Annotated in this window: 25 protein-coding genes; 14 read left to right on the top strand and 11 right to left on the bottom strand. The window is 65.5% G+C overall.

Features of this window, described 5'->3' with window-relative positions:
* From M9978_RS17265 to M9978_RS17220, 10 genes are all read right to left on the bottom strand, one after another.
* Nucleotides 1-333: a helix-turn-helix domain-containing protein gene (locus M9978_RS17265; protein ID WP_254295377.1), complete on the bottom strand. Its 333-nt coding sequence runs from the start codon at nucleotides 331-333 to the stop codon at nucleotides 1-3.
* Entirely contained in the window at nucleotides 317-697 is a 381-nt protein-coding gene (locus M9978_RS17260) for a type II toxin-antitoxin system RelE/ParE family toxin (RefSeq protein WP_254295375.1), read from the bottom strand. The genes M9978_RS17265 and M9978_RS17260 overlap by 17 nt, the downstream gene beginning before the upstream one ends.
* 74 nt (nucleotides 698-771) lie before the next feature.
* On the bottom strand, nucleotides 772-2,850 hold the full coding sequence (locus M9978_RS17255; RefSeq protein ID WP_254295373.1) for an Atxe2 family lasso peptide isopeptidase: 2,079 nt from the start codon (nucleotides 2,848-2,850) through the stop codon (nucleotides 772-774).
* A 32-nt stretch (nucleotides 2,851-2,882) separates the two neighbouring features.
* Entirely contained in the window at nucleotides 2,883-5,474 is a 2,592-nt protein-coding gene (locus tag M9978_RS17250; RefSeq protein WP_254295371.1) for a TonB-dependent receptor, read from the bottom strand.
* A gap of 106 nt (nucleotides 5,475-5,580) precedes the next feature.
* Nucleotides 5,581-6,636 (bottom strand): FecR family protein, encoded by a 1,056-nt coding sequence (locus tag M9978_RS17245; protein ID WP_254295369.1) that lies wholly within the window; start codon nucleotides 6,634-6,636, stop codon nucleotides 5,581-5,583.
* Nucleotides 6,633-7,166: an RNA polymerase sigma factor gene (locus M9978_RS17240; RefSeq protein ID WP_254295367.1), complete on the bottom strand. Its 534-nt coding sequence runs from the start codon at nucleotides 7,164-7,166 to the stop codon at nucleotides 6,633-6,635. The genes M9978_RS17245 and M9978_RS17240 overlap by 4 nt, the downstream gene beginning before the upstream one ends.
* A 236-nt stretch (nucleotides 7,167-7,402) precedes the next feature.
* Entirely contained in the window at nucleotides 7,403-7,756 is a 354-nt protein-coding gene (locus tag M9978_RS17235) for a MarR family winged helix-turn-helix transcriptional regulator (RefSeq protein WP_254295365.1), read from the bottom strand.
* 19 nt (nucleotides 7,757-7,775) lie between these two features.
* Nucleotides 7,776-8,690, bottom strand: a complete 915-nt coding sequence (locus M9978_RS17230) for a phytanoyl-CoA dioxygenase family protein (RefSeq protein ID WP_254295362.1) — start codon at nucleotides 8,688-8,690, stop codon at nucleotides 7,776-7,778.
* 11 nt (nucleotides 8,691-8,701) lie between these two features.
* The gene (locus tag M9978_RS17225) at nucleotides 8,702-9,325 is read right to left on the bottom strand and encodes an acyl-homoserine-lactone synthase (RefSeq protein ID WP_254295360.1); all 624 of its coding nucleotides are present in this window, start codon (nucleotides 9,323-9,325) and stop codon (nucleotides 8,702-8,704) included.
* A 77-nt stretch (nucleotides 9,326-9,402) separates the two neighbouring features.
* Entirely contained in the window at nucleotides 9,403-10,155 is a 753-nt protein-coding gene (locus tag M9978_RS17220; RefSeq protein ID WP_254295357.1) for a helix-turn-helix transcriptional regulator, read from the bottom strand.
* Between the two features lie 158 nt (nucleotides 10,156-10,313).
* On the opposite strand from M9978_RS17220, the gene M9978_RS17215 reads away from it, so the two are divergent.
* The 14 genes from M9978_RS17215 (at nucleotide 10,314) to M9978_RS17150 (ending at nucleotide 24,302) form a co-directional block, all read left to right on the top strand.
* Nucleotides 10,314-11,228, top strand: coding sequence for a DUF7146 domain-containing protein (locus tag M9978_RS17215; protein WP_254295354.1), 915 nt, complete (start codon nucleotides 10,314-10,316; stop codon nucleotides 11,226-11,228).
* Between the two features lie 32 nt (nucleotides 11,229-11,260).
* Nucleotides 11,261-13,315, top strand: coding sequence for a ParB/RepB/Spo0J family partition protein (locus tag M9978_RS17210; RefSeq protein WP_254295351.1), 2,055 nt, complete (start codon nucleotides 11,261-11,263; stop codon nucleotides 13,313-13,315).
* A 202-nt stretch (nucleotides 13,316-13,517) separates the two neighbouring features.
* On the top strand, nucleotides 13,518-17,825 hold the full coding sequence (locus M9978_RS17205; protein WP_254295349.1) for a strawberry notch family protein: 4,308 nt from the start codon (nucleotides 13,518-13,520) through the stop codon (nucleotides 17,823-17,825).
* A gap of 185 nt (nucleotides 17,826-18,010) precedes the next feature.
* Nucleotides 18,011-18,472, top strand: coding sequence for a hypothetical protein (locus M9978_RS17200; protein WP_254295346.1), 462 nt, complete (start codon nucleotides 18,011-18,013; stop codon nucleotides 18,470-18,472).
* Nucleotides 18,465-18,962 (top strand): hypothetical protein, encoded by a 498-nt coding sequence (locus M9978_RS17195; RefSeq protein ID WP_254295344.1) that lies wholly within the window; start codon nucleotides 18,465-18,467, stop codon nucleotides 18,960-18,962. Before M9978_RS17200 ends, M9978_RS17195 begins: the two co-directional genes overlap by 8 nt.
* Before the next feature lie 80 nt (nucleotides 18,963-19,042).
* A complete protein-coding gene (locus M9978_RS17190) occupies nucleotides 19,043-19,531 on the top strand; it encodes a hypothetical protein (RefSeq protein WP_254295342.1) in 489 nt (162 codons plus the stop codon).
* 315 nt (nucleotides 19,532-19,846) lie between these two features.
* Nucleotides 19,847-20,107 carry a type II toxin-antitoxin system Phd/YefM family antitoxin gene (locus M9978_RS17185; protein ID WP_254295340.1) on the top strand — a complete coding sequence of 87 codons (261 nt, stop codon included), beginning with the start codon at nucleotides 19,847-19,849 and terminating at the stop codon, nucleotides 20,105-20,107.
* Nucleotides 20,082-20,513, top strand: coding sequence for a hypothetical protein (locus tag M9978_RS17180; protein ID WP_254295339.1), 432 nt, complete (start codon nucleotides 20,082-20,084; stop codon nucleotides 20,511-20,513). Before M9978_RS17185 ends, M9978_RS17180 begins: the two co-directional genes overlap by 26 nt.
* Before the next feature lie 125 nt (nucleotides 20,514-20,638).
* Nucleotides 20,639-21,829 (top strand): DUF932 domain-containing protein, encoded by a 1,191-nt coding sequence (locus M9978_RS17175; protein ID WP_254295338.1) that lies wholly within the window; start codon nucleotides 20,639-20,641, stop codon nucleotides 21,827-21,829.
* Nucleotides 21,830-22,006: 177 nt separating this feature from the next.
* The gene (locus tag M9978_RS17170) at nucleotides 22,007-22,288 is read left to right on the top strand and encodes a DUF5983 family protein (RefSeq protein ID WP_254295337.1); all 282 of its coding nucleotides are present in this window, start codon (nucleotides 22,007-22,009) and stop codon (nucleotides 22,286-22,288) included.
* Complete coding sequence (locus tag M9978_RS17165) at nucleotides 22,282-22,503, top strand: sigma factor-like helix-turn-helix DNA-binding protein (RefSeq protein WP_254295336.1); 222 nt, start codon at nucleotides 22,282-22,284, stop codon at nucleotides 22,501-22,503. The genes M9978_RS17170 and M9978_RS17165 overlap by 7 nt, the downstream gene beginning before the upstream one ends.
* 34 nt (nucleotides 22,504-22,537) lie before the next feature.
* Nucleotides 22,538-22,726: a hypothetical protein gene (locus tag M9978_RS17160; RefSeq protein WP_254295335.1), complete on the top strand. Its 189-nt coding sequence runs from the start codon at nucleotides 22,538-22,540 to the stop codon at nucleotides 22,724-22,726.
* Nucleotides 22,727-22,755: 29 nt separating this feature from the next.
* On the top strand, nucleotides 22,756-23,664 hold the full coding sequence (locus tag M9978_RS17155; protein ID WP_367305115.1) for a hypothetical protein: 909 nt from the start codon (nucleotides 22,756-22,758) through the stop codon (nucleotides 23,662-23,664).
* A gap of 185 nt (nucleotides 23,665-23,849) precedes the next feature.
* Nucleotides 23,850-24,302, top strand: a complete 453-nt coding sequence (locus M9978_RS17150; protein ID WP_254295333.1) for a hypothetical protein — start codon at nucleotides 23,850-23,852, stop codon at nucleotides 24,300-24,302.
* Between the two features lie 228 nt (nucleotides 24,303-24,530).
* On the opposite strand, the gene M9978_RS17145 is transcribed toward M9978_RS17150, so the two are convergent.
* Nucleotides 24,531-24,737, bottom strand: a complete 207-nt coding sequence (locus tag M9978_RS17145) for a hypothetical protein (protein ID WP_254295332.1) — start codon at nucleotides 24,735-24,737, stop codon at nucleotides 24,531-24,533.
* Between the last annotated feature and the right edge of the window lie 206 nt (nucleotides 24,738-24,943).

The following is a 24,943-nucleotide window of genomic DNA, read 5'->3' as shown; positions in this document are numbered from 1 at the left end:
TCAGGCGATGGCCTGCAGCCCCTTGCGCTGAACGATCGAAAGCAGTCGAAGCGCGGGACCGCCCGGCCGCTTCACATTGCGCTCCCAGTCCGAGACCAGGTTGCGCGACACATTGAAGTAGGCCGCAAATACGGGTTGTGAAACGCGCTCGCGTTCGCGCAAAGCGCGGATTTCCGCGCCTTCAATGACGGGAATGGGCGCAAGGCATGCCTTGTCGAAACTGCGCAAAGTCTCGAGCGAAACAACGCCCGCCTCATGGGCGCCGCTGATCATCTCATGCACAGCGCCGGCAATCTCGCTGCGATAGGTCTTGGCCTCAGCTTTCTTCGTCATCGTCCATCTCCACCAGTGCGCCAGAGCGCACCAACGCGTCTAGATCTTCTTGCTGCCATCCCAACACCTCGCTCGCGGTCTGCTTCAGCAGTGCAAGGTCGGCCTTGGAAATATTGTCCCGGGCCGACTTTGCGAACCCGAACAGGAAAACAGCCCGGTCGCCACTGCGGAAAACGATGATCGAGCGATATCCGCCCGATTTGCCGCCACCCGGCCGGGCGATGCGCTGTTTGATAAGGCCGCCGCCCAGATCGGCGTCGATCAGGCCCGCGTCCGCCTGTTTGACAGCAGTGATCAACACCTCGTTGTTCAATCGCTCCTTTCGCGCAAAGCGCTCGAACCAGCCGTTCTTGAAAATTCGCAACGGCCCGGTCTCCTTGGTCTGGAGATATCACACAAGGTGTTATGTATCAATTGCCCGCACGAATGCTCCCGCCGCTATGGCGCAGGTTGGCGACGAGATGCGGATCGCAGCGTAGCCCATCGCCCGAGGTCCGAGGGCATCGCGTCCGGTGATGAGCTACCCTTGAGCCAGAAGCTGAACCAGGCGATGTTGCGGCGATAGACGGCAAGCCGGTGAGCAGGTTGCCATTTCGTATGATGCTCGTCCGGAAAGACGATCAGGTCGATCGGCGCCCCGGCTTCGCGAAGTGAGGTGAAGGTTTCCAGGCTGGCGAGATATTCATCGTCCGATGACTGCACAAGTAAGGGCGTGCGGAACCGCTTGGCGTTGGTAGCGATCGAATAGGGTTCCCAGAATTCCGGTTTGTCTTCGGTGTAGGCTGGGTAAAGATAGGTGCGAAGCCGGGCTGACCCGGTCAGTCCCAGCAGGGGCGCAAGCGTCTTGGGTTCCTCGCAGCAGCCGCTCAGGGCTGCGGCGGCGAACAGCGAGCTGTTCACCAACGCGAACTGCGCCGAGACACTGCCATCGCTGAGGCCCGTGATGCCAACCCGCGCCGGATCGATGAGGCCACGCCGGTCGAGCAGCGCGACTCCGGTCGCATAAGCCGACAGCACGCTCCTGCGGTCAGCCCAGCCGCCATAATTAAGCTTGGCTCGTTCCGCGAAATTCGTGCCCGGGGTTAGGCTCGATACATAGTCCGGCCGTTCGAGGCTGAGCACGGCGAACCCTTGGGCGGCAAGCGCGAAGATTGGATATTCGTCGCCCGTGCCGCCGCGAAGGAAGCCACGTGTGCGGTACTGTACGATGATGAGCGGCACCCGTTCGCCAGGCTTGCGCGTCGGTGGTAGGACCAGATCGCCATAGATCTCGATGCCTCGATCATTCGTCCACTGGAGCCGCTCGACGGGGCCGAGCCGGAAGCCTGCGAATTCGGGATTGGGGTCGAAAATCTCGCTGATCTCGCCTGTTTTCGTGTCGACGCTCACGATTCGGCGGGGCCGCGCGGACTGCTCGAGCGCGCAGACGAGTCGCGTCCGGGCAGGGCGGCAGCCCAGCAATTCGTCGCGCGTGGTCAGGAGATGACGCGGCGAGCTGTGGCCGGGTTGCCAGCTGTAGAGCGAGATCTGGCTATTGCCCCAGCCGGTACGGCGCAGAAACCAGACTTCCCTTTCGTCACGGCTCCACCAGAGGGCCGTGAACTGCCCCGCACAGGCCGCTGCGGTGCAGGTAATTTGCTGCCGGCCGGTGCGACGAACCCGCAACCGGCCATCGTTCCAGGGGCTGCTCGGGTCATCGGGCGCGATCCAGGCAACGGCAATAGGGGATGCCGCCGTCCAGATCGCGCCCTCAGGCACGGCTTCATGCCGACCGAGCGCCTCGCGCTCGTCCCCGTCGGCGGGCCGCACCTGTCCGATGAGGTCGATTCGCTCGACCAGCGTTGCGGTCGGCTCTCGATGTGAGGGCCGATTTCGAGCGAGCGGTGACCAACGCTCGTCGAAGACGAGACCGGATCCGCCCTCGTCGTCGATCGCCTGCAGCGCCTCACGCCGCTGCGGCCGGGTGCGAAACAGGATCGCGCCGTCGCTCGTCCAGTCGAACGCCTCCACATCGGCATCGGCGTGGGTCAATTGTCGGCTGCCCGAGCCATCCGCCGCCGCGACCCAGACCTGAGTTCGGCCGGCGATGCGCTTGAGAAACCCGATATGGCGGCCGTCCGGCGACCAGATTGGCGTAATGAGCTGTGGTTCTCCGCTCGGATAGTTGGACAGCGGGCCGCGCTGGAAATGCACGCGGATCAACTCGCCCCCGCGATCGACCACAATCTGCTTCGCTGGTGCATCCGGCTCGATGACCAGCACGGCGTGACAATGGCTGTTCGTGCCAGGATCCGCACGCCGTGCCTGAAACGCGATCTGCTTGCCGTCGGGAGATACCCCGATTGGGCTCCGGTTCAGGAACGTGACCGCGCCGGGCCCGATATCGCGAAGGCGCGCGAGATCGATAGGCTCGATGTCCCGCGAGTCGCGCGCGCCGGCCGGATCGGCGGGCACCACGTCCTCGCAGGATGCCCGCGCCGAGGTCGTGGCCAGCACGATCGCGGCGAGCGAAATCATGCCGCCCTTGGCAATCCGGCGCGGGCATCTGCTCACCATTGCTTGCGGATCGTGAAGCTGAAGAATCGGCCGACCGGCGAATAGTTGGTCGAGTCATAGGTCGGATCGGTGGCGAGCGAGTTGCGGATCGTATCGGGCGGCGCATTGAGCAGGTTCGACGCTGCCAGCGACAGCTCGAGCCGATGGAAGGGCGAGCCTTGCGCCTCGACCCGGTAGGTGATCGCCGCGTCGAGCGTGGTGAACGATCCCACATCGACAAATGGCGAGACGCGCCGGTCTTCGGTGCCGCCGACATAGTTGAGGTACGAGGTGACGGTCAGTCCGCCTTCTTGCCAGCTCACGCCGCCGCGCGCGCGCCAGTGCGGCGCCCGGAAGATCGTACCTGCCAGCTGGACCGTGGGCTGGCCTGCCACCAGCACCTGCTCGCTCTCGATATAGCTGCCGCTACCGAGCAGGGTCAGCGTGCCCGTAGCCCCGACGCCGAACGCATAGCGCAGGCTGAGATCGATACCCTTGATTGCCTGGCGCGACGAATTGCGCTGCCGGTTGTCGACGATGGCCACCACGCGGGACGCGTCGAACGGAACGCCGGCCTGGTTCGACAGGCCCGTCGGCGCATTCGCCAATGCCGCGGCGATCTGCTCTGGGGTCGGGGTGCGCGTGATCAAATGCGCATAGACCGGATCGGCGAAAAGGCCGAGCGTGGAGCTGATCGGCGCGACGATCCGGTCCTTGTAAGCGACATCGAAATAGCTGGCATCGATGATCGCTCCGGGCAGGAAGCCTGGCCGCCAGGCCAACGCGAGTGTGAGGTTTTCGGCACGCTCGGGCTGGAGGCCGTCAGGGTTGCCGCCTGACAGGTGCAGCACGGTCGATCCGGCCGGGAAGGTGGACGTGCCGTATGCTGTCGCCAGGCGCAGCGCGACGGACTTGTACTGGAACTCCTGATACAGCGTCGGCGACTTGAACGATCGCCCCCAGCTGGCTTTCAGGTCGAGATCGCGCACCGGCGAATAGAGGATGCCGAATTTGGGCGTCGCGACCCCGCCGAGCACGTCATAATGCTCGTATCGAACCGCACCGCTGAGCGTCAGCCGATGGATCAGCGGCGTCGAATTTTCGGGCTCGATAAGCGGTGCGCGGACTTCGGCGAACCCGTAGCGGCTATCCCGCGCCCGAGCGAAATCGCCCGACACGCGCAGTGTCCCGCCCGTGATCGAGCGGGTGAATAAGTCGAGCGTGTTCGATCGATAGCCCCCGCCCAACGCGACCCTCAGCGTGCCGCCGGGCAGCGATGCCAGCGAGCCTGTGATGCCCGCCTCGCCGGTCTTGAGGATGTTGTTGTAATCGACGAGCGCCGTCAGCGCCAAGGCGCCTGCCGAATAGAGCCGGGTCTGCACGCCGGTGCGGCTCTCGCCATAGGTGCCTTCGAGATAGGCTTCCCAGCCCGGCGCAACGTCGATCGCCAGTGACGGCGACACCGAAAAGCTACTGATTTTGGGCTCGGCTGTCGCGCCATTGGTTAGATAGCTTGCCGTGGTCGACGAGGCCAATTGGAGGCGTGACTCACGGCGCATATATGTCGCGTCGATTTCGAGACGCGCGGCACTTCCGAGTTCCTGATAGCCGCTCAGGATCGTGGTATATTGCTTGAGCTTTGGAACGAGCGTCGCCGTCGGGTGAAGGGTCCGCGTGACCTTTCGGTCGCCGGCCAGAATCGCGGTCGAGCGGCTGAAATCCCCGGTCACGAGGAATCCGCCCGACTGCCAGTCGGTGCCCGCTGCCAGCGAATATTGCTGCTGTTCATTGCCGCCATCGGTGGACAGGCCGAACCGGGCGGACGTCTGGACGCCCTCGAAGCTTCGCTTGAGAATGATGTTCGCGACACCGGCGACCGCGTCCGAACCGTAGATGGCCGACGCGCCGTCGGTGACGATCTCGATCCGGTCGATCGCGGCCAGCGGGATGGCCGAGATGTCGACGCCCTGGGCGACGGCGTCATAGGGCAGCCGGTGACCGTTCAGGAGCGTCAGGGTCGCATCGGGACCGAGGCCGCGCAGATTGAGCGTTGAAGACGATGTCGTGTTCTGGTTGGTCCCGCCCTGATTGCCGCCGCCGGCGACGGTCGGGTTCTGCCCGCCCGAATAATTCTGCGGGATCGAGCGGATCAGATCACCCAGGTTCGAGAAGCCCGCATCGGCGATCTCGCGCTGCTTCAGCACGATCGTCGGCGAAATGGGCGTCGGTCCCGCGATGCGAGAGCCGGTCACGACGATGCCGTCATTCTCCGTCGGGCGGTCGTCTACTTCGCCCGACGCCTGCGCTCGCCCCTCGATCAGGATCCCGCCATTGTCATAGCGGGCGACGAGACCCGTGCCGCGCAGCATGCGGTCCACCGCTTGCTCGAGGGTGAAGCTGCCGCGCAGCGGCGCGGTACGCTTGCCTTCGACCGCGGCCGCCGCGAACACCACCTCCTTGCCCGACTGACGCGCGAGTTCCTTGAGCGCGACACCCAGATCCTGCGCGGCGATGCCGTAGGTCTGGCGTTGGCCGCTTTGTGCCGCCGCAGCCGTGCCCGTCAGAATCAGCGCATAGGCCGCGCCAGTCAGCAGACGACGCCGCATCGAGTGATTTGCCATTCCAGCCCCCTCATTCGCGAGCCACGGCGGCTCGCTTCAGAGGACAGGACGCGAAATTTCCTCGACTACGGGGTGGGCCCTGAAAATTTATTCAGCGGGCCGACAGCGTGATCTGCTTGGGATCGCTGCGGTCGGCGCGCAGATCGAGCACCTGGGCAAGCCGCCCTGCGAGCTTTTCCGTGTCGTCGATTCGGAAGCTGCCCGACACGCGCATATTGCCGAGACGTGGCTCGGCGAGACGGATCGGCACCGGGCCATAGCGGTTGGCTTCGGCCGCAAGATCGGCGAGCCGAACGCCGGTGAAGTCGCGCAGCGCGGACGTGGGTTCGATAGCAGTTGTGGCAGAGACCGATGGCGCGTCCGCGATGGTGGCGGCGCCCGGCGCGAGCTGCGCGACCATGATCGACTGGCCGGGCCGGAGCCGCATCGTCGTAGCCTTGGCCGAACCGCGGGCGGGTGTCGTCACATCGACCGCGCCGCGCAGCAAGTTCACCGCTACGCGGTCCTCCGGCGTAATCTCGACGTCGAACACCGTTCCCCGCGCGACGACCTGCGTACCATTGGCGATCACGGTGAAGGGCCGCGCCTCATGCGCCACCTCGAAGCGGGCGCGGCCCTTGATAAGCCAAAGCGTACGCCGGGCCGCTTCGAGCCGGACGTTCAACCGGGTGTTCGGACTCAGCGTGAGTTTCGAGCCATCGACGAGCGTCTCGACCTCGGGGGATGTTTCGGCGGCGAGTTCGAGCACCGCCAGTGGTAGCGGTGCGGCCTGATCACCCGCGCGTCCGGCAATGTCAGATCGCGATGTCGGTGCGGTAAGCAAGCCTGTCTGCCAGGCAATTGCTCCGGCCGTAGCAATCGCGATGGCGGCGAGGCCGGCGAGCGCGCCTTTGCGCGCCGTCGATGGGCTACCGCGCTCGTCGTGCGCGGACTCTGCCCCGGGTTCCGCTTCGAGAAACTTGCCCATGCTGAAGATTTCTGCGGCGCGGTTGTAGGCGCGTCTGTGAAGCGCGCCGCGGGCGAGCCATGAGTCGAATTCGGGTCGGTGTGCTTCGGCCTCGGGCCCGCGCATCCGCGCGAACCACATTGCAGCTTCCTCGGTCAGCTGTCCGGCGGGCCGGTCGTGAGGTTGGGATGAGTCGGTCATGGTCGGTCGAGCGCCTCGCCAATCTTGAGGATCGCCTGGGCGACATGCCATTCGACGGTCCGCGTGCTGATGTCCAGATCGGCTGCAATGTCCTTCATGCTTTGGCCCTCCACGCGATGGAGCAGGAACACCTGCCGCGTGCGGGGCGGCAATGCGTCCACGACGGTCCGATACCGCGTCTGCAACTGCGCTAACTCGATGCCATCGGTCTGGTCGGCCCGGATCTGCGGCTCATGATCCTCCAGATCGACAAGCTGCGGCCTGACCGCGGCGCGGCGCTTCCGGTCGATGAGGAGATTGCGGATGATCCGCTTGAGATAGGCTTCGGGATTTTGCAGTGTCGCGAGCGAGCCACGCCGCGCCAGCCGTGCGAACGCGTCATGCACGAGGTCTTCGCCATCGGATCCGCGAAGCCGGGACCGCAGATAGCGGGTGAGCTGCGGCGCCCGTTCGCGATAGATGGCGGCGAGGCGCCGGTGACTGTCTTCATCCTGCGTGACGCCGCATGCCGGCCCGAATGGATCGAGCATGGCGTCACGCGCCGCCACGGCGGATAAGGACGTCGATTTGCGCGACGTCGAACGACGAAAGAAACACGAGCCCAGCATCCTCGGGATGCCGACATAGAAGCCGATGCTTGCGGCGAACCTTCGCGGTTCAGCGCTCGTGATGCCTGGCGGAAAATATCCGGGAAGCGGCCGCCGGCAGAACCCGCTTCGTGTAACAAATCTGCCTCAGAGATTTGAAAGAGGCAAGCCCGGCGGCGTCACCGCCACCGGTCCTGCCATAGGATCGCCCGCAGATCGGCGCAGCAGGCGTCGAGCAGTTCGATCCCCGCCGTCGACAGGCGGATATGAACGCGGCGCCCGTCATCGGGGTCGGGCGAACGATCGAGCAAGCCGCGCTCGACCATCCGGTTGATGGTGTTGAGCGCGGTGCGCGGCGGGACCGAGGCGGCGCCGCACAGGCTCGTCAGCGAGATCGGTTGCCGGTCTTCCTGCACATAGAGGTCGAGCAGCATGTCGAGCGCGGGCGCGGAGAATAGCTCGCGGCCGAGCTGCCCGCCGATCGCCGCGTGCATGCGCAGCGTCAGACGGGCGATCGTGCGAAGCGCATCCATTTGCGCGGTTGCCGGCCCGTCATTCGCGGCCGGATTTGGGAGGCCCATTGCGCCCTCCATCGAACATGCCCGCATAATATTGCTCGATCAGCGCCTCATGCTCCGGGCGTAAGGCGTCGACAGCGCCCTTCGGCGTTTCGTCGCACTCAAGCAGGTCGGACGCGCAGCGTCCCTCGAACGTGCCGAGATTGGGGCGATGCGATCGGTAGCCGGCCAGCTTGGCGAGCTCGCGCGGGAAGGTCCGGGCGATCTCGGGTGGATAGGCGAGCCAGGGCAGTTCATAGGGCTTGAGCCATCCCAGGCTGTAGCTGACGATCATTCCGCGCCGCGACTGGCATGTGCGGTTCGCGCCGCCGGCATGAAGCGTCGAGCCGAGAAACAGCAGGGCTGATCCGGGCGGCATCTCCGCGATAATCGCGTCAGCGGGGTCGAGCACGATCTCTTCCTGCCGCAAATGGCTGCCGGGCCAGACAATCGTCGCCCCATTTTCCGCGGTGTAGCGCGTGAATGGCCACATCACATTGACCAGATACTCAAGCCCCGGCTGGCGGACGGGCCACATATCCTGGTCCCGGTGCGGCGGCTGCTCGCGTCCGCCCGGCAGGATCTCGATCGCCTGGGTCAGGTTGAGCTGGATCATCTCGCAGCCCGGCAGCAAGATCTCTTCGGCGATCGACAGGATAAGCGGGTCGCGCACAAAATGGTCCATCTCTGCCGACCGTCCCAGCAAGCCGTGGAACCGCTTGGTCCAGGAGCCGTAGAAGGGGCCGATGGCCATCGGCGTGTTCTCGAACGCGCCGGCGAAATCGGACGATATCGTCTCGACCGCCGCAACGTCGATGGCGTCGGGAATGATGCAATAGCCATCGCGCCGTAGCGTCTGCGACCAGTGCATGACGGCTTCGGGCGAGAAGCGCTGCTGCTGGAGGGTCATGGTGCCGCGCCTCAAGCCGCGAGCGGCGCGGCGGCCGCGTCGACCAGCTCGCCCGGGACATAGGTCCCTGCCTGCCGCAGGATGTCGACGGTCCGCGGTTCGATATCGATCCGCAGTGCGCCGGTCGCCACGCCCGCGATTGATCGTGGCATGCCGAGCAGCTGACAGTCCCAGCCCATCGAGAGGATTTGCGTTAGCCAGCCGGAGTCGGCGACACAGGTGAAGGCGGAGATGCCATTGCCCAGTGCATAATCGACTGCGGCGCTGATCAGCCGGTTGCGTAATTTCAGCCGTTCGGCTGCTCGCAACTGGGGCGAAAGGCAGCCACGGGTGATCTCGAGAATATCGGGGCCGGTGGGAACGGGGCCGTCGCAAAGTTCTGCGAAGAGATCGCCGAGCAGATGCGGGCGATCGGTCGGGAGCAGCCGGAAAGAGCCGAGATGCGTTGCATCCTTCCTGGTTTCGACAAGATAGATCGCGCCATCCGTGTCGAACTGGTCACGCTCGAACTTCCCGTCGATCACCGGAACGTCCCATTCGAGCAGATCGACGAACACACGTTTGCGTGCCCGGTGCATATTGTCGAGGATCGGCGAGGTGCCGGGTTCGCGGCTCCCCTGAATAATCTGGATCATCTCTTGCTCCCGCCATGTGGCGGCAGCTCAGTTCCAGCAGATCGCGATGTCGCGACACCCTCTGATCAGAGGGTTGATCAGCGTCGAAGCACCTCGCTGAACGAGATTTGCCCGTCGAACAGGGCGCGGACGACGAGGAAGGGCCGCTGCGCGTTGCCGTAGAGGCGGCGGACATTCTCGACATGCTCGTGGGCGGTCGCGGGCGAAATGCCGAGCAATGTCGCAATCTCGGGGTCGGCCTTGCCGCGTGCCACCAGAACCAGCGTGTCACGCTGACGATCCGTGAGCATGGGAACGTCAGCGCTTGGCTCAGCCGTGCGCCGTTGCACGCGCAGGATCCGCCGCCCGGCTTCGAACGCATAGCTGCTGATCATGCTCGCGACAGGCAGCGCGCCGCGCGCCAGATGGTCGAGCGAGGTCGTGCCGAACGAGCAGGTGCCCCGATATTCGCCCGGGACATGGACCGGCACGGTGAACCCGTCGCCAAGGCCATGACTGCTGGCTGCTTTCAAAATGTCGCGATCGCGCCTGGTCAGGCGAATGAGCGAGCTGACCTCCGACCAGAGAAAGCCGGTCGCTGTCCTTGTGCTGGCGCGATGGATCGGGTCGTTGGCATAATAGCGCTCGGATAGCGAGCGCTCGATCCACTCCGTCGGGTAGTTGGAGAGCCGGAGCGCGTCCTCGGGCGAGCCGCGCAGATCGACATGGTGGCCCATCGCATACCATTTGAACCCGAGGTCGTGCGTGGCTGCCTCGAGCCGTTCCTGGAGCTGGTCACTGTCGTGAGCGGAGAGGAAGCGGTTGATTTCTTCGTGAAGGTTACTGTGCATCGGATGGCCTCGTGCCTCAGGCGGCAAACTACCTCCTCTCCAGCCCAGTCCGTTTACACTAGCACGTCCTGCAAACTATTGAGACACGATATCCTTCCATTTTGGGTAGTATCGAACCGGTAAACGGGGAGGGGGGGAGTGATGGCGAGGAGCCATCCATGCCCACGAACGCTATCAAAACCAGTCTCGAGGCCGCAGCGGAACGGATCGTGCAGCAGCTTGGTGGTCAATGGCGCCGTCACGGCGCCATGTGTCACTGCCCTGCGCACGACGACCGCAAGCCGAGCCTCTCGGTGCGGCTTGGCCGCACCAGCCTATTGTTCAAATGCTTCGCCGGCTGCGACACGATCGATGTCCTGCGAAGCCTGAGGCTGTTGCGGCTTTCAGTACCGGTCGATCAACCTGGGAACGCCGTCTGTTCCGCATCGCGCGCTTCAAGCGGCTTTGCGGCGCCTGCTCGCGAAATCTGGGAGAATGCCCGACCGATCGCGCATACCCGTGCCGAACGCTATCTCGTCAGCCGTGGCATCGTCACCTTTTCTTCCGCGCTCCGCTATCATCCCGCGACACCGCTCGGTCGAGGCAGGGCGGTGCGTTTCCGACCGGCGCTGATCGCAGCAGTTCGCCAGGGCCATGAGATCGTTTCGATCCAGCGCCTATTCCTGGATTGCGCCGGTGCCGCGCTTGCGCCCGATCTGGTCAAGGCCAAGCTGACGCTCGGACGTCCGTTGCGCGGCGCGGTTCAGCTGTTCGATGCCGGCGCAACGCTTGGACTCGCGGAGGGCGTCGAGTCCGCACTTTCGGCGGCGGACCTGCTCGGCATTCCCGTCTGGGCAACGCTCGGGGCCGAGCGGCTTACGCATATCGACATTCCCAATGGCGTCCGTCGTCTGGTGCTGTTGCCGGACGCCGACCGCAGCGGGCGGCTGGCCGAGGAGAAGGCGCGCGCGGTCTATGGAGGGCGCGATCTGGAACTCGAGACGCAATGGCCCTGGGCCGGTGCCAAGGACTGGAACATCGTGATCAAGCGGGCAGGAGGGAGGGGGAGCGGCGGGGTGCGGCATGCGGCCTGACGGTCAGGCCGTCCGCGCTGGAGATCAGACCCATGTCCGATATCATTTTCGTCAAGGCGGCAAATTGCACGAAGTCGCCGTCCAACGTCCGCAAATCCTCCGATCCCGAGGCGGACGCGCAACTCGCCGCCAACATCGCGGCACGAGGGATCATTCAGAATCTCGTGGCGCTGCCCGTCGCCCGCAAGAAAGGCCACTACCGGATATGTGCCGGCGGCCGCCGACTGGATGGCGTCCACGCCAACATGGCGGCGGGCGTCTTTCCCGCGGACTATGAAATCCCGGTCAAGGTCCTGACCGACGCGAGCGACGTGCTGGAGATCAGCCTCTCGGAGAATTTCTTCAACCTCGAGATGAACCCGGCCGATGCCTGCCGGGCCTTCCAGGACATCATCGAGATCGAGAAAAAGACCCCCGCCGACATCGCCAAGCGCTTCGGGCTGACCGAGCGGTTCGTGCGCGGCCGCCTGCGGCTCGCCAATCTCGCCGAGCCGGTGTTCGAAGCGCTGCGGGAGAACGCGATCACGCTCGATGTCGCGATCGCCTATGCCAGCACGTCGGACACGTCGCGCCAGGCGAGCGTGTTCGAGCAGCTTGCCGGCAGCTATTCCGCCGGTAACCTCAACGAGATCCGCCGCCAGCTCGCCGTCGGCGGCTATAAGGGCAGCGATCCCAAGGCGGTGCTGGTGGGCCGGGAGGCCTATGAAGCGGCCGGCGGGCGGATCGATGGCGACCTGTTCACCGACGCTTCGAGCGAAATGTGGCTTGACGGCGATATCGTCGACCAGCTGGCCGAAGCCGCGCTGGCAGCCGCCGCGGCGCAGCTGCGCGAGCGCGAGGGCTATGCCGAGGTTCGGGTCATATCCGCGGGACATGTCCCCTATATGGAAACGTGCAATCTCAACCGTGTGGTCGGTGAGCCCATCCCGCTCACGGTCGAGGCCGAGGGCCGCAAGACGGCGATCAACGCTGAACTCGAGGAGATCGAACGCGTCGCCGAGGAGGCCGGCGACTATAGCGAGGAGCAGTCCAGCCGAATCGAGGCGCTGGAGGACGAACTCGAGTCGCTGCTCGATACCGGCGAACTAGTCAGTGAGGCCGATCGGGCAGCCGCGATCGCGTTCGTCGTGATCGGCAGCGATGGTCAGCCGCACGTTCACGAGCAGCTCTATCGCGAGCCGGCCGAACCCGAGCATGAGGTCGACGACGGGGACTCCGATGACGTGGACGGCGAGCGGGACGCGGAGCCGGACGACAACGCCGGACCGAAGTACAGCCACAAACTACTCGACGAGCTGGCGATGATGAAGACCGAGCTGCTCGCGGTGCACGTCGCGAGTGACCCGCATTTTGCGCTGGATCTCGCAACCTTCATCATGGTCGATCGGGCGATCCCGACCGCAGGGTATGACCGTCCGCCAAGCGAATTGCGCGCCTCCGCGCCGAGCCCGCGCGTGCATGGCTTCGAGAGCGGCGCACCTGCGGCCGAAGCCTGGGCGAAACTTGAACAGGCGCTCGACCGCAGCTGGAGCGAGCACAAGACGCTCGAGGCGCGATATGACGCGTTTTGTGCGCTCGGCGACGAGGTCCGCGCCGCGTGGCTCGGCTGGGCGGTGGCGCGCACGCTCGAGGCGGTGCCCGATGGCTGCTCCGGAAGCTCGTTCCTCAGCCATCTCGGGACCAAGCTCGGCATCGAGGTTGCGGCCTGGTGGCGGCCGACCGCGAGGAACTTCTTCGACCGCATCACCAAGCCGGGCATCCTCAAGCTGTTCGAGGCGATCGGCGGGCTGGAACTCAAGAGCCGCTATGCAGCCTCGCGCAAGTTCGACCTCGCCGCGGCGGCGGAGAAGCTCTTCAGCGGTCAGGTCATCGTCGAGAATGAGGTCAAGGAGCGGGCGCTCGTCTGGCTGCCCGATGCGATGCGGTTCGCGCCGGAGACGCAGATCGGCGATCCGATCGCGGATGACCAGGGTGGTCACGGCGGCGGCTCGATCGGAGAACGGTCCGACGATGTCGGCGCCGATGCCGAATCCGGCGCGACGGGTGAGGGTGATCGGGTCGAGCTGAGCCTGTCCGAAGCCGCCTGAGCCTGATCGGAACGGGGCCGTGCTTCGGCATGGCCCCGTTACTAGCCCACCCTCATGCCTCCAACAGCGCCGGTGAGACGCGGCAGCTTCCTCCGAGCCTGCGTCACCCGTCCGGGCGGCTCGGACCCATTTGGGGGCAGGAGGGAGGGGGAAGCGAGGCGCGAGGGCAATCGCTCTCGATCAAGCCATTGGAGGTTCCTTCATGCTCCAGACCATTCTTGCCGCGCCCGCGCCGGGCGCCGGCACCACTTCGATTGATCCTGGCAAGATCGCATCGCTGACAGCGATCGCATCCGGCCTGGTGCCGCGGATCGTCCGCCTTGGCGGGGTTTCGCGGCGTTCGCTGACCTCGCTGATGATCGACCAGTTCGGCGGCACCGACGCCACCGGCAGATGGTCGATGCGCGATGCCTATGACGCGCTCGAGCTCGCGCAGGTTATGATGGTCGCCGACTCCGGCCAGCTCGAGCTCGACAACGATCCCTATCGAACACTGGAGCTGCTGGAGCGCATCGCAGGATCGCTTCCGACCCAGAGCTATCGCAGCGAGCAGCAGGTCGAGCTGCAGCAATTCTCGACGCCGTTGCCGCTTGCATGGCTCGCCGCACGCGCCGCTGCGCTGCGCGCCGGCGACGTCGTGCTCGAGCCGTCGGCGGGAACCGGCATGCTCGCGGCCCATGGGCACCGGCGAGGATGCGCGATGGCGCTGAACGAGCGCGACCCGCAGCGTGCCGCGTTACTGGAGGCCGCGATCGGGCGTCCGGTGTCGCGCCATGACGCCGAGTTCATCGACGATGCCTTGCCGGCGGATGCCGCGCCGACGGTGGTGCTGATCAATCCGCCATTCTCCCGCAGCGAACAGCGCGGCCGTGATCGCCATGCCGGCGCGCGGCATTTGCGCTCGGCGCTGCAGCGTCTGGCGCTGGGTGGGCGTTGCGTGGCGATCATGTCGCCTGCCTTTGCGCCCGATGCGGCCGGCGCGTCCGGCTATGAGGCCGTGGCGAAGGTGGTTCAGCCGCGAGCCGAAATCACGATCACCGGTCAGCCTTACGCCAAACATGGCACGTCGATCTCGGTGCGGCTGTGTGTGTTCGACAAGGGTTGGTTCGGCGCGACGGACCGCGCGACGGTCACCAGCCTCGACAAGGCGCTCGATCTGGTGCTGGCGCTGCCGCCCCGGCTGGATGAACCGACGCCGCCCGGTACCGCAGTGGCGCTATCGCCTACCGCTCCGCCGCGCCGGACGAAGAGGCTGTTCGGATCGGTGAGCCGCGGCCGGCTCTCGGCGCCGGCGATCGAAGCGCTGGTCGACGGCACGCCCCGGTTGCTCGACTATGAGATTTTCGAAGCGCCGCCCGCCGCGGGCGAGCAGATCGGCATCTATGTGCCGTGGCGGCTCACGCGCATGGCGATCCCGGGCGCTTCGCCGCATCCTGATCAGCTCGTCGAATCCGTCGCGATGTCATCGATCGCACCGCCGGCGCCCCACTACCGGCCGTTGTTACCGCGGGCGGCGGTCGCCGCACTCTCGGACGCCCAGCTCGAGACGGTGATCTATGCGGGGCAGGCATTCGGACGCGACCTGCCGGGACGGCACCTTCCCAACAATGCCGGCACGCTGCTCGAACAGAGCGAAGCTGGTCATGCCTATCGCATGGGGTTCATGCTCGGCGACGGCACCGGCGTGGGCAAGGGCCAGCAAGTGGCGGCCTGCATCCTCGACCGCTGGTGTCAGGGGCATCGCCGGGCGGTCTGGATCTCCAAGAGCAGCGCGCTGATCGAGGATGCCCGGCGCGACTGGGCTGCGCTCGGCGGTCTCGCGATCGACATTCAGCCGCTCGACGCATTTCCCTTCGGATCGCCGATAACGATGGCAGGTGGTATCCTCTTCACGACCTATGCGACGCTTCGTTCGCAGCGCGACGATGCGCAATCGCGCCTGCAGCAGGTGATCGACTGGCTCGGTGCCGAGTTCGAAGGCGTGATCGCGTTCGACGAGGCGCATGAACTTGCCAATGCGGCGGGCACCCAGACTCGTCACGGGACTCAGCGGGGCTCTGAACAGGGGCTTGCCGGCGTCCGGCTGCAGAATCTACTGCCGCGCGCCTGCGTGCTGTACATCTCCGCGACGGGCGCGACCGATCCCGCCAATCTCTGCTATGCCACGCGGCTCGGCCTCTGGGGGCCGGGCAGTGCGTTCGAGAGCCGCGACGCCTTCATGGCCGCGATCGCCAGCGGCGGCATCGCGGCGATGGAGATCGTCGCCCGAGACCTCAAGGCGCTCGGTCTCTACACCTCGCGGGCGCTGACCTTTCGCGGCGTCGAATATGCCCCGCTCGAGCATCGGCTGACCGAGGACCAGATTGCGGTCTATGACGCCTATGCCGACGCGTGGAGTATCATCCACCAGAATCTCGACGCAGTGCTGGAAGCGACCAACATCGTCGACCGCATGACCGGCAGATCGCTCAATGCCCAGGCCAAGGGTGCGGCGCTGTCGCGGTTCGAGAGCGCGAAGCAACGCTTCTTCGGTCAGGTGCTGATCGCGATGAAGCTGCCGACGCTGATCGAGGCGATCGAGGCGCACCGCGCGGACGGACAGCATGCCATCGTCCAGCTGGTCACCACGGCGGAAGCGATGCTCGACCGCAGGCTTGCCAGCCTCGACGCCGACGAGCGCGCGCGGTTGGATATCGAGCTTTCACCCCGCGAATATATGATCGACTATCTGATGACCGCCTTCCCGACACGGATGCTGCAGGTCTTCATCGGCACCGATGGCGAGCCGCGCTCGGAGCTGATGGTCGACGATTCCGGACATCCGGTTCACTCGAATGAGGCACTGCGCGCGCGGGACGAGCTGGTCGAACGGCTCTGCGCCATGCCTGCGATCCCGTGCGCGCTCGATGAGATCATCCGGCATTTCGGGGTGGAAGAGGTCGCCGAGGTGACGGGGCGGACGCGGCGGCTGTTGACCGACACGGAAAGCCGCCAGCGCATCGAACGGCGCAGCGTCCGATCGAACCTCGTCGAGGCAGATGCCTTCATGGCCGGCCGCAAGCAGATCCTGCTGTTCTCGGACGCAGGCGGCACCGGGCGCAGCTATCATGCCGACCGCAATTGCGGGTCGGCGGACCGCCGGCGCGTGCATTTCCTGCTCGAACCGGGCTGGCGCGCGTCGAGCGCGATCCAAGGATTAGGCCGCTCCAATCGCACGAATCAGACCAGCGCCCCGATCTTCCGCCCGGTGACGACCGATTGCCGGGGCGAGCGGCGCTTCATCAGCACGATTGCGCGCCGTCTCGACAGTCTCGGCGCGCTCACCCGGGGACAGCGCCAGACCGGTGGGCAGAATCTGTTTGATCCGGCCGATAATCTCGAAAGCGACTATGCCCGTGACGCGCTCGCTCAATGGTACCATCTGCTCTACCGCGGAAAGCTCAAGAGCACGTCGCTCGACGCGTTCACGCGCATGACCGGTCTCAGACTGACCGCCGAGGATGGCGGCTTGCTCGAATCGCTGCCGCCGATCCAGCGCTGGCTCAATCGGCTGCTCGCGTTGCGGATCGCGACACAGAATGCGATTTTCGAGGAATATCTAGCGCTGATCGAGGCGCGGATCGACGAGGCGCGCGAGGCCGGCACGCTCGATGTCGGCGTCGAGACGATCAGCGCCGAGCGGGTTGAACTGCTCGAAGAGCAGGTGCTGCGGCGCGATCCGGTGACCGGGGCTGAGACGAAGCTGTGCCGCCTGGAGCTTCATCATCGCCGTCGAGCGCTGCCCCTGGCGAGGCTGCTCGCGGATTGGGCACGCAGTTCATTGACGGCGTTCCTGCGCAACAGCCGCTCGGGCCGCGTCGCGCTCAAGGTGCCATCATGGCCGATCCTGGACGATGAAGGGCGATCGATCCCGGTCTGGCAGCTCGTGCGTCCGGCGGCGAGCGACCGTATTCGCGAGGGACGCCTCGCCGAAAGCCTTTGGCACCCGGTCGATGAGGCGGTCTTCCGGCGGCTCTGGCAGGCGGAATGTGACGAAATCGTAGGTCGACTCGACATCGAGACCATCAACTTGGCGACTGGGCTGCTCCTGCCGGTTTGGAACCGGCTGCCCGATGATGACATGCGCGTCTGGCGGATCGCGGATCAGAGCGGCACCGCCATCCTCGGGCGGATCGTGTCGCCCGCCGGGTTCGAGAAGCTTGCCTCGGCGTTTGGCGTGTCGGTGGCGATCGCGCTCTCGCCTGGCGAGGTTGTCGAAGCAGCGCGATCACGGCAGGGAGTGCCGCTTCCAGGGCTTGAACCTGCTCGCCTGGCCCGCGCTCGTGTCAATGACGATGTCCGGTTCGAGATTCGGGATTTTCCGCCGACCCGACTCGAATGGCTGAAGTCGCTCGGCTGCTTCACGGAGATCATTGCCTACAAGACCCGCGTGTTCGTGCCGGTCAGCAGAGCCGAGGGGATCGTCGCTGCGATTGGCCAAAGCGCTGGTGCGCCGTTGGGCTCGGCCTGACGGAGTGGCGGGGGTCCTTCCCGGGCTCAAGGCTGAGGGGGGAGGGGGCGGGGTGAGTGACTGGGCTTGGCGGTTCGGTGTTGATGAAAGCCCTTATGCCCGATCCGGCGCCCGATCGGCCCTGCTGTCGCCTGACCGCAACCGACCACTCCATTTTCCCAATTCACTCAACACAGGAGGCCATGATGGCTGACCGCGCTTCTGCATCGATTCGCTTGGGGGGCGCTCTGCGGCATAGTCGCACCCCCGAACTGTGCCGGATCATCACAGCGGAAGGCCTCTCGACTGAATGGGACGGGGCACCGTTCGAGATCGACGAGATCCCGGCAGATCGTCCGCTCGAATTGATGGCGGATCAGGTGCGCGGCGGCACGTTCGAGGAGCTCGAGGCGTTTTGCGTCGAAAATGGTCTTCCGTTCTCGCGCAGTTGCGATCCCTATGTCGGCGGCTGGGACGGCGAACGGCTGGTGTTCGACGGCGTGGGCGATCCCCGGTCCTACCGCATCACGTCGAACGACAATGTGGTGATGACTTTCGCTGAGCTGTGCGACCTGGGGACGATGGAGGCGATCGCATCTCATTTCGCTGCGGCCGAGATCGTCATCCCTCCGCTCAGCTTCGTGGGCGGGGAGGCCGATCATGGCTGACACTTACATCCAGGCGTGTTTCGTCTTCTCTTGTACTGCCGCCGAATGGTCGCTGCTTCAGGAAGCGTTCACGCTCAGCTTGGATCTCTGCGCTGAACTCACGCCCGAGCCACGCAGCGCGGCGTTCATGGCGCTATTTCCGGCGAGCGGCAGCGATCCGTGGGCCGGGTTCAGCGCGCTATTCGGGGGTTCAAGTCTTCCCGACTTTGGGTGCGACCTTGCCGGAGGCGCCGAAATGGAAGGCACTCGGTGGCAGGCGATCATCTCGGCGGAAACGAGCTTTGAGCCCGATGCGGTTGCGCAACTCATTCAGCGCTGTTGTAACGAAACGCTTGCGCAGGGGCCGATCGGCTTCGAGTGGAGCGTTTCGTGTTCCCGGCAGCGCATCGACGAGTTCGGCGGTGGATGGTGCGCGGTGTTCGCCGATCGCATCGTGCTGCGTTGGACTCGCGACCAGCTGCGATCGGCGATGGCCGAAGCGTCGTCTTGAGGCACCGAAATGGCGCAGATCATCAGGGCCGAAGCCCGTCGCCAAAGCCTGCCCCTGTCTGTCTGAGTGAAGGACAAATCGTGGACGAGCCCACGCTCGATATGTGGCGCGCGTTGATCGACTTCCGTGCCCGTCATGGACGTTATTGGAAGCAGGCGCTTAGCTTGAAGTGGATGGAGGGCTCCGACGAACACGAGCATTTCTCGGCTTCACTGCGCGCCGTGCGCAATCACCTGGGTCCGACCTGGCTCTACAAGCTACGCCCGGCGACGCTCGACGTGCAGGCGAAGCGCATCGCGCTGCTCGATCGTCTTCCGGTAATGTGTGCGACCATCAATGTTGAAACAGGCCAGGCGATCGTGCTCAAACGCGGCGAATCCGGTTACTGGCCGGTGCCCGAAGGGACGACCGTCGAGCAGTTCAATGCCGCCCTTGCCGCGACGGCTGCTCAGGTGGCCGCAATGGAGATCGGGTCGGTCTTTGGCTGGGATGTACCGGGTGCCGATCCTACGAGCTATGACGGCAACGGTCGCCCGCTCTCCGGCGCGGCGCGGGGCGAACCTGGTTGATTGGAGCGCCGCGCTTTGCCGGAGACGTTCCGCATAAGCGCCGATTGCGTGTCTGTCTGTTCACCGTCGTCCCAAGGATTCCGCCTTGGCGGAAGACTTGCGGAATTTCCGGAAAATCCCTATTTACTGGATTATCTGGTTCTTTCAGGAAGCCGTGGCGCCTGAACTGGACCGTTGAAGCTCCAAAACCCACCAAAACCGCGAAACCCGACAGACCGAAACTCCGAAACCAGACCTCCGATCCAGAAACCAGCGAATCCGAATTCGAGAACCTGCGAAAACCGAGAACTGGAGCACCCGCTCATGGCAAAAAGCATGGAAATCGTAGCCTCCGGCGAACTGCAGAAGCAGTTCGGTCGCTATTCCGACGAGGCGATGATTCGCCCGGTTGGCGTTAGCAGGAACGGCCGCGTGCGCTTCGTCATGGTCCCTGTCGAAGAATATGAGCGCTTGCGCCGCCGTGAGCGAGTCGCAGGACGCACGGAGGATCTGGATGACGAAACCCTCGAAGCCATCCGCGCCGTCGAGCCCGCCCCCGAGTGCTTCGACGTTGAAGCCAAGCTCGGCGCTTCCTAAGCCTGGCGAGGTCATCAACTACAGCTATCTTTGGGAATATGAGTATCGTGGCGGCCGCGATGAAGGCGTGAAGGATCGCCCTGTCGCGGTGGTGATCGTCACCAGGTCCGCCGACGGGTTCGACCAGCTGTTCGTCGTGCCGTTCACGACCAGTCCGCCTTCCCGGGATCAGACGGCGATCGAGGTGCCGCCCGCGGTCCGCGCGCAGCTGCGGCTCAAGGCCGAGCGCTCGTGGATCGTTGTATCGGAGTGGAACCGATTCACCTGGCCCGGCTACGATATCCGGCCGGTGCGCAAGGGCGCGCCGGGCGTGAGCTATGGCTTCTTGCCCGCCGGGCTGTTCGAGCGCGTGCGAAAAGCCATCCTGGCCGTCGGCGTCGGGCGACCGGTCGACCGCGACGATTGAGCGCCGATCCGGGTATGCGGTGTTTTCGTGCCCGGGCGGCTTGGCCGTCCCAGCTGAGTGGAGAGGAGGGAGCGAGGGAGGGCGAGGTCCGATGAGCGGATCTTGCAGCGTCCAGGAGACCCTCCATGAACATGCTCGCTACCGTCGACCGGCCCGTGCCGGCCGGCTTCAAGGTCGATATCAGCCGCGGCCGCAATATCAGCCGCGTCTCGTCCGAATGGTTCAGCCGTCCGGATGACGAACGCTTCCTTTCGCTCGATGCGCTCTACGCGCACGTCCGCGCCCGCGCCGAGGGTGCCACCACCCGAATCGTCGAGAGCCGCGCGATCCGCGTTCAGGCCAGCAGCGACAATGCCGAGCGGCTGCAACTGCTCGTTCCCGATTCCGACGAACCGGTCGTACCCACGCACTGGTCGTTCGGACAACTTGCCAGTCTGGTCGGCGCGCCGGCGGGCTATCTCCGCGAGCTGCCTGCGGCGCTTGCCGGCATCAACATGCAACACGGCCTGATCGCGCATCGCGGGGAGCATGTGAAACTGCTCGAAACCAGTGATGGCCGCACCGAGCTTCGCGCCGTCACCGGTCCCGATTATGGCCGCATCTGGGATCATGAGCTGGTCGAGGCCGTGATGCGCTTTGCCGGCAATGGCACCGGCGATACACGCTGGAAGGTACCCGGCGTGCTCGACTGGGGGTCGATGGTCTACAATCCCTATGTCGATGTGAGCACCGAGACCACGACCCTCTACGCGTCCGATCGCGATGTCTTCCTGTTCCTGGTCGACGACACCCATCCGATCGAAGCCGGGCGGCTGCCGAACGGCGATCCCGACCTCTATTTTCGCGGCTTCTATTGCTGGAACAGCGAGGTCGGCAAGACCACGCTCGGCATCGCGACCTTCTATCTCCGCGCGGTGTGCATGAACCGCAATCTGTGGGGCGTCGAGAATTTCGAGGAGATCAGCATCCGCCACTCGAAGTTCGCCGCCAACCGCTTCGCCCAGCAGGCCGCGCCGGCGTTGACCCATTTTGCCGACTCCTCGCCGAAGGATTTCGTCCGCGGGATCGAGGCCGCGCGTGAGCGGATTATCGCCCGCAAGGACGAGGACCGCGAGACATTCCTGCGCGCGCAGGGTTTCTCCAAGGCGGATACCGGCAAGATCATCGCCACGGTGCTGGCCGAGGAAGGCCGCCCGCCGGAATCGGTGTTCGACTTCGTGCAGGGCATCACCGCCGTGGCCCGCGCCAAGACCAATCAGGATGCCCGCCTGGAGCTCGAGAGCAAGGCAAAGCGTCTGTTCCAGAAGCTCAACTGACCCTGTTCGGCGCCGGGCGGCCGCGCCCGGTGCCGTTCCATTCCAGTTTCAGGAGCAATGCGATGCCTCATTCTTCGCAGCAGACGATGCGCGCCTGTCCTGTGCTCGACCGCGCGCGACGTTGCTACGATGTCACCGCGCTGCCGCTGCTCAAACTTGCCGCCTGAGGAGGCCGTCATGGAGTTCGGACGATATGTCGTGCTCAGCACAGCGCATATTCGCTGTTCGACGGCCGAAGAATTGACCCGATGGGCTGCGTTGGCGCCTGATCTGCAGCCAGCAGCTGTGTCACTGACGCCCTACGGCTGGTTCGTCGCGACGCGGACGGGTGCGGAATCTGCCGCTTTACCTGCCGAACTACGTGCGATCCTCGCATTTGGCGGGACCCATGACTGCGATTATGTCCTGCTCGACTGCGACGGGGATAAAGTCGCCGAACTTGCGGTGTTCCCGTGGTAGCGCGGGCCGGCGACACAGCGGACCTGAAGCGGCGCTACCGGTCCGCGGTCGGGCAGCTTCCCGAGCGGCAGCGTGAGGTGTTCCAACGTCATCGGGTGGCGGGCCAGCCGCTCGATGTTATCGCCGAGGCGCTGGGACTGCCGAGCGCCGAGGTCGAGCATCTCCTCGCTTTGGCGCTGGTCGCGATTTCCGATGCCCTGGACGCGCCGCGCTGAGGCGCGCCTTCACCTCTTCACGGGGCTTTCCGTCATGTCACAGCTTTCACCCAAGCGGGCGCGGCTCGCTTCCTTCGAACATGCCTATGCCGTGGCGACGCGATTGCGGGGCGCGACGGGCCGGGATCAGTTCGTCATCCGCACCGGCGACCCGCTTCAGCCGGTGCGGGTGACTTCGGACCTGGATGCGGACGCCGGCCTGTTGCTGGCGCTGGTCCTGTGACGGCGCCACGGTCTTTTGCCGCGCCGGTCGTGGCCGCCTGGGGCGCCGGAGTCGATTCAACGGCGATGATCGTCGAGCTGGTCGCACGTGGCGAGCCGCCCGATGTCGTGCTGATGGCGGACACCGGGAGCGAGCGGCCTGAGACCGACGCGTTTGTCCCATTGTTCCGCAACTGGCTCGATGATCATGGTGTCGAGAACCATGTCGTCCGCTATGTGCCGCGCCGGTTCAAGCATTGGCCGCCCTATGCCAGCCTGCTCGAGAATTTGCTGACCAATGGCACGTTGCCTTCGATCAGCTTCGGGCGGCACAGCTGCTCGCAGAAATGGAAGATCGCGCCACAGGACCGCTGGACCGAAGCCTGGCCGCCCGCGATCGATGCCTGGCGGCGCGGCGAAAAGGTGGTGAAACTCATCGGCTATGATTGCTCGCCCGCCGATAACCGGCGCTATGCCGAGCGCGAGGGGTTTGACGATCCGCGATATGTGTTTCGTTACCCGCTGCGCGAATGGGGTTGGACCCGGCTCGACTGCGCGCGACGGATACGCGAGGCGGGGTTGCCGGTGCCCGTGAAGTCGTCCTGCTTCTTCTGCGTGGCGATGAAGCCGGACGAGCTGCGCTCCCTCCCGCCCGCTTATCTCCGGTTGATCGTGCTGATCGAGGCCCGCGCCGCACCCCGGCTTCGAACGGTCGAGGGATTGTGGCGATCGAGCGTGAAGGGACGGGGCGGCGCACAGCCCCGGCCCGGGTCGATGACTCGATTCATCCGCGACGAAGGGCTGCTGTCGCCACGGCAAGTCGACCGGATCGTGGCGACCGCGCCGACCGAACTGCTGCGTTTTCAGGCGGCGGCGGCGCGGGTGGAGCTGGCAGCGCGGCCTTCGATGCACGACTGGTTGGTGCGCTTCAACGCCGGCGTGCGGGACGAGGCCGCCTAGATTGAGCCGGAGCTGGCAGTGTGTGGCCTCGAATTTACCGCCTGAATGACGATGCTCAATCACAGGTGAGAGGCATTGTTGTGCCGCCCGGATTGACCGGCCGCGCATAGGCCTGCGATCCGTGCCGATATGTACGCCCTGATCGACGACCTCGCGCGGCGGCGGCTCTGTACGCGCGTCCACAGTTGACCTTGCCCGACGTGCTGCTGATCGATGTGCCGGCGCGGTTCGCGCATCCGAGCCTTTTGCTGGGCCGCTATGATCCGATCCTTGTCGAGACCGGGGCCGAGCGCACCGAACTCGAGGCATATCTTGCCGCCCCGCGCGATGCGCCCGTCCGCCCCGACCTGTTCGATCGGCGCCCGAGCGCACTTCGTGCGCGCAACATCACCTTCGCCAGCTATTCGCCGCCGGAGTCGGGTTGGCCGTATCTTCTGCTGTGCCATTGGCCCGAGACCTATACCGGGCTGGCTTCCGATCCCGCCATGTTTGCCCGCGGTGCTTATACCAGCGAAGCCTTTGAAACGGTCGAGGCGCTTTCCGTCGCTTGTGGTCGACTTCTCGACAGCCTTGGCGGCGAGACCGGCGTGTCGGTGACGATGGTACCGGCAAGTCCCGGGGCTGCCGGGCGAGCTTGACGGGGGTTGCAGGTTGGGGTGGCGGGCTGGGGTTGGTGGGTGGGTTGGCGGTTGCGATTGAGCCACGGGCCGAGCTGGATTTGGCGGATGCCCGCCTGCGGCGGGCACCGGCGTGCTATCTCCGCTTCGCTCCGACCGAGCTCCGGCTGCGCCGGATCTCGGCCCTGCGGGTAACGCCCACCTTCCGGCAGGGGAAGTGCGCGGGCGGGATTGGGCGGGCGGTCGCGCTCAGCTGGGACGGCGTTGGCGGGCCGGTCTCCGCTCGAACTCGGCCGCGCTGATCTCGAGATCGATCGCCAGCTGGGTCAGCGCCCGCTCGGCGCCGAGGCGCGCCATGCCGTCGCCGTGGTCGGCGCCGTTACGCGCCGCGCGTCTGCGGACCAGCTCGGCCCCGGCTTGAACCGTTGGCGCGTCCATCCCGGCTTTATACGCCATTGACCCCCGCCGGAGCGAGCGGTCTTGCGCCGTACGTTGAGTCAGGCCGGAGGAGAGGGGGTGGGGCTGGGATGTCGCCGGTTTGGCGCCACGCCCTTAAATCGGACGCGGCGCTGCCGGATCTGGTGAAAAGCTGCAGCAGGATGGGCGCGAACGGGAAGGAGCGCCGGTCCCACCATCCGCCGCCGCGCGTGCCGCGCGGCCGC

The sequence above is a fragment of the Sphingomonas tagetis genome (genome assembly GCF_024211275.1).
Classification (GTDB): domain Bacteria; phylum Pseudomonadota; class Alphaproteobacteria; order Sphingomonadales; family Sphingomonadaceae; genus Sphingomonas; species Sphingomonas tagetis.
Note: the sequence above shows the minus strand (reverse complement) of the source record. Positions and strands in the feature narration are given on the sequence as shown.

Bases quoted from the DNA above. Each gene is read 5' to 3' on its own strand.
- M9978_RS17265 (WP_254295377.1), bottom strand. From the start codon at position 333: ATGACGAAGAAAGCTGAGGCCAAGACCTATCGCAGCGAGATTGCCGGC.
- M9978_RS17255 (WP_254295373.1), bottom strand. From the start codon at position 2,850: ATGATTTCGCTCGCCGCGATCGTGCTGGCCACGACCTCGGCGCGGGCA.
- M9978_RS17250 (WP_254295371.1), bottom strand. From the start codon at position 5,474: ATGCGGCGTCGTCTGCTGACTGGCGCGGCCTATGCGCTGATTCTGACG.
- M9978_RS17245 (WP_254295369.1), bottom strand. From the start codon at position 6,636: ATGACCGACTCATCCCAACCTCACGACCGGCCCGCCGGACAGCTGACC.
- M9978_RS17240 (WP_254295367.1), bottom strand. From the start codon at position 7,166: ATGCTCGATCCATTCGGGCCGGCATGCGGCGTCACGCAGGATGAAGAC.
- M9978_RS17235 (WP_254295365.1), bottom strand. From the start codon at position 7,756: ATGGATGCGCTTCGCACGATCGCCCGTCTGACGCTGCGCATGCACGCG.
- M9978_RS17230 (WP_254295362.1), bottom strand. From the start codon at position 8,690: ATGACCCTCCAGCAGCAGCGCTTCTCGCCCGAAGCCGTCATGCACTGG.
- M9978_RS17225 (WP_254295360.1), bottom strand. From the start codon at position 9,325: ATGATCCAGATTATTCAGGGGAGCCGCGAACCCGGCACCTCGCCGATC.
- M9978_RS17220 (WP_254295357.1), bottom strand. From the start codon at position 10,155: ATGCACAGTAACCTTCACGAAGAAATCAACCGCTTCCTCTCCGCTCAC.
- M9978_RS17215 (WP_254295354.1), top strand. From the start codon at position 10,314: ATGCCCACGAACGCTATCAAAACCAGTCTCGAGGCCGCAGCGGAACGG.
- M9978_RS17210 (WP_254295351.1), top strand. From the start codon at position 11,261: ATGTCCGATATCATTTTCGTCAAGGCGGCAAATTGCACGAAGTCGCCG.
- M9978_RS17205 (WP_254295349.1), top strand. From the start codon at position 13,518: ATGCTCCAGACCATTCTTGCCGCGCCCGCGCCGGGCGCCGGCACCACT.
- M9978_RS17200 (WP_254295346.1), top strand. From the start codon at position 18,011: ATGGCTGACCGCGCTTCTGCATCGATTCGCTTGGGGGGCGCTCTGCGG.
- M9978_RS17195 (WP_254295344.1), top strand. From the start codon at position 18,465: ATGGCTGACACTTACATCCAGGCGTGTTTCGTCTTCTCTTGTACTGCC.
- M9978_RS17185 (WP_254295340.1), top strand. From the start codon at position 19,847: ATGGAAATCGTAGCCTCCGGCGAACTGCAGAAGCAGTTCGGTCGCTAT.
- M9978_RS17175 (WP_254295338.1), top strand. From the start codon at position 20,639: ATGAACATGCTCGCTACCGTCGACCGGCCCGTGCCGGCCGGCTTCAAG.
- M9978_RS17170 (WP_254295337.1), top strand. From the start codon at position 22,007: ATGGAGTTCGGACGATATGTCGTGCTCAGCACAGCGCATATTCGCTGT.
- M9978_RS17160 (WP_254295335.1), top strand. From the start codon at position 22,538: ATGTCACAGCTTTCACCCAAGCGGGCGCGGCTCGCTTCCTTCGAACAT.
- M9978_RS17145 (WP_254295332.1), bottom strand. From the start codon at position 24,737: ATGGCGTATAAAGCCGGGATGGACGCGCCAACGGTTCAAGCCGGGGCC.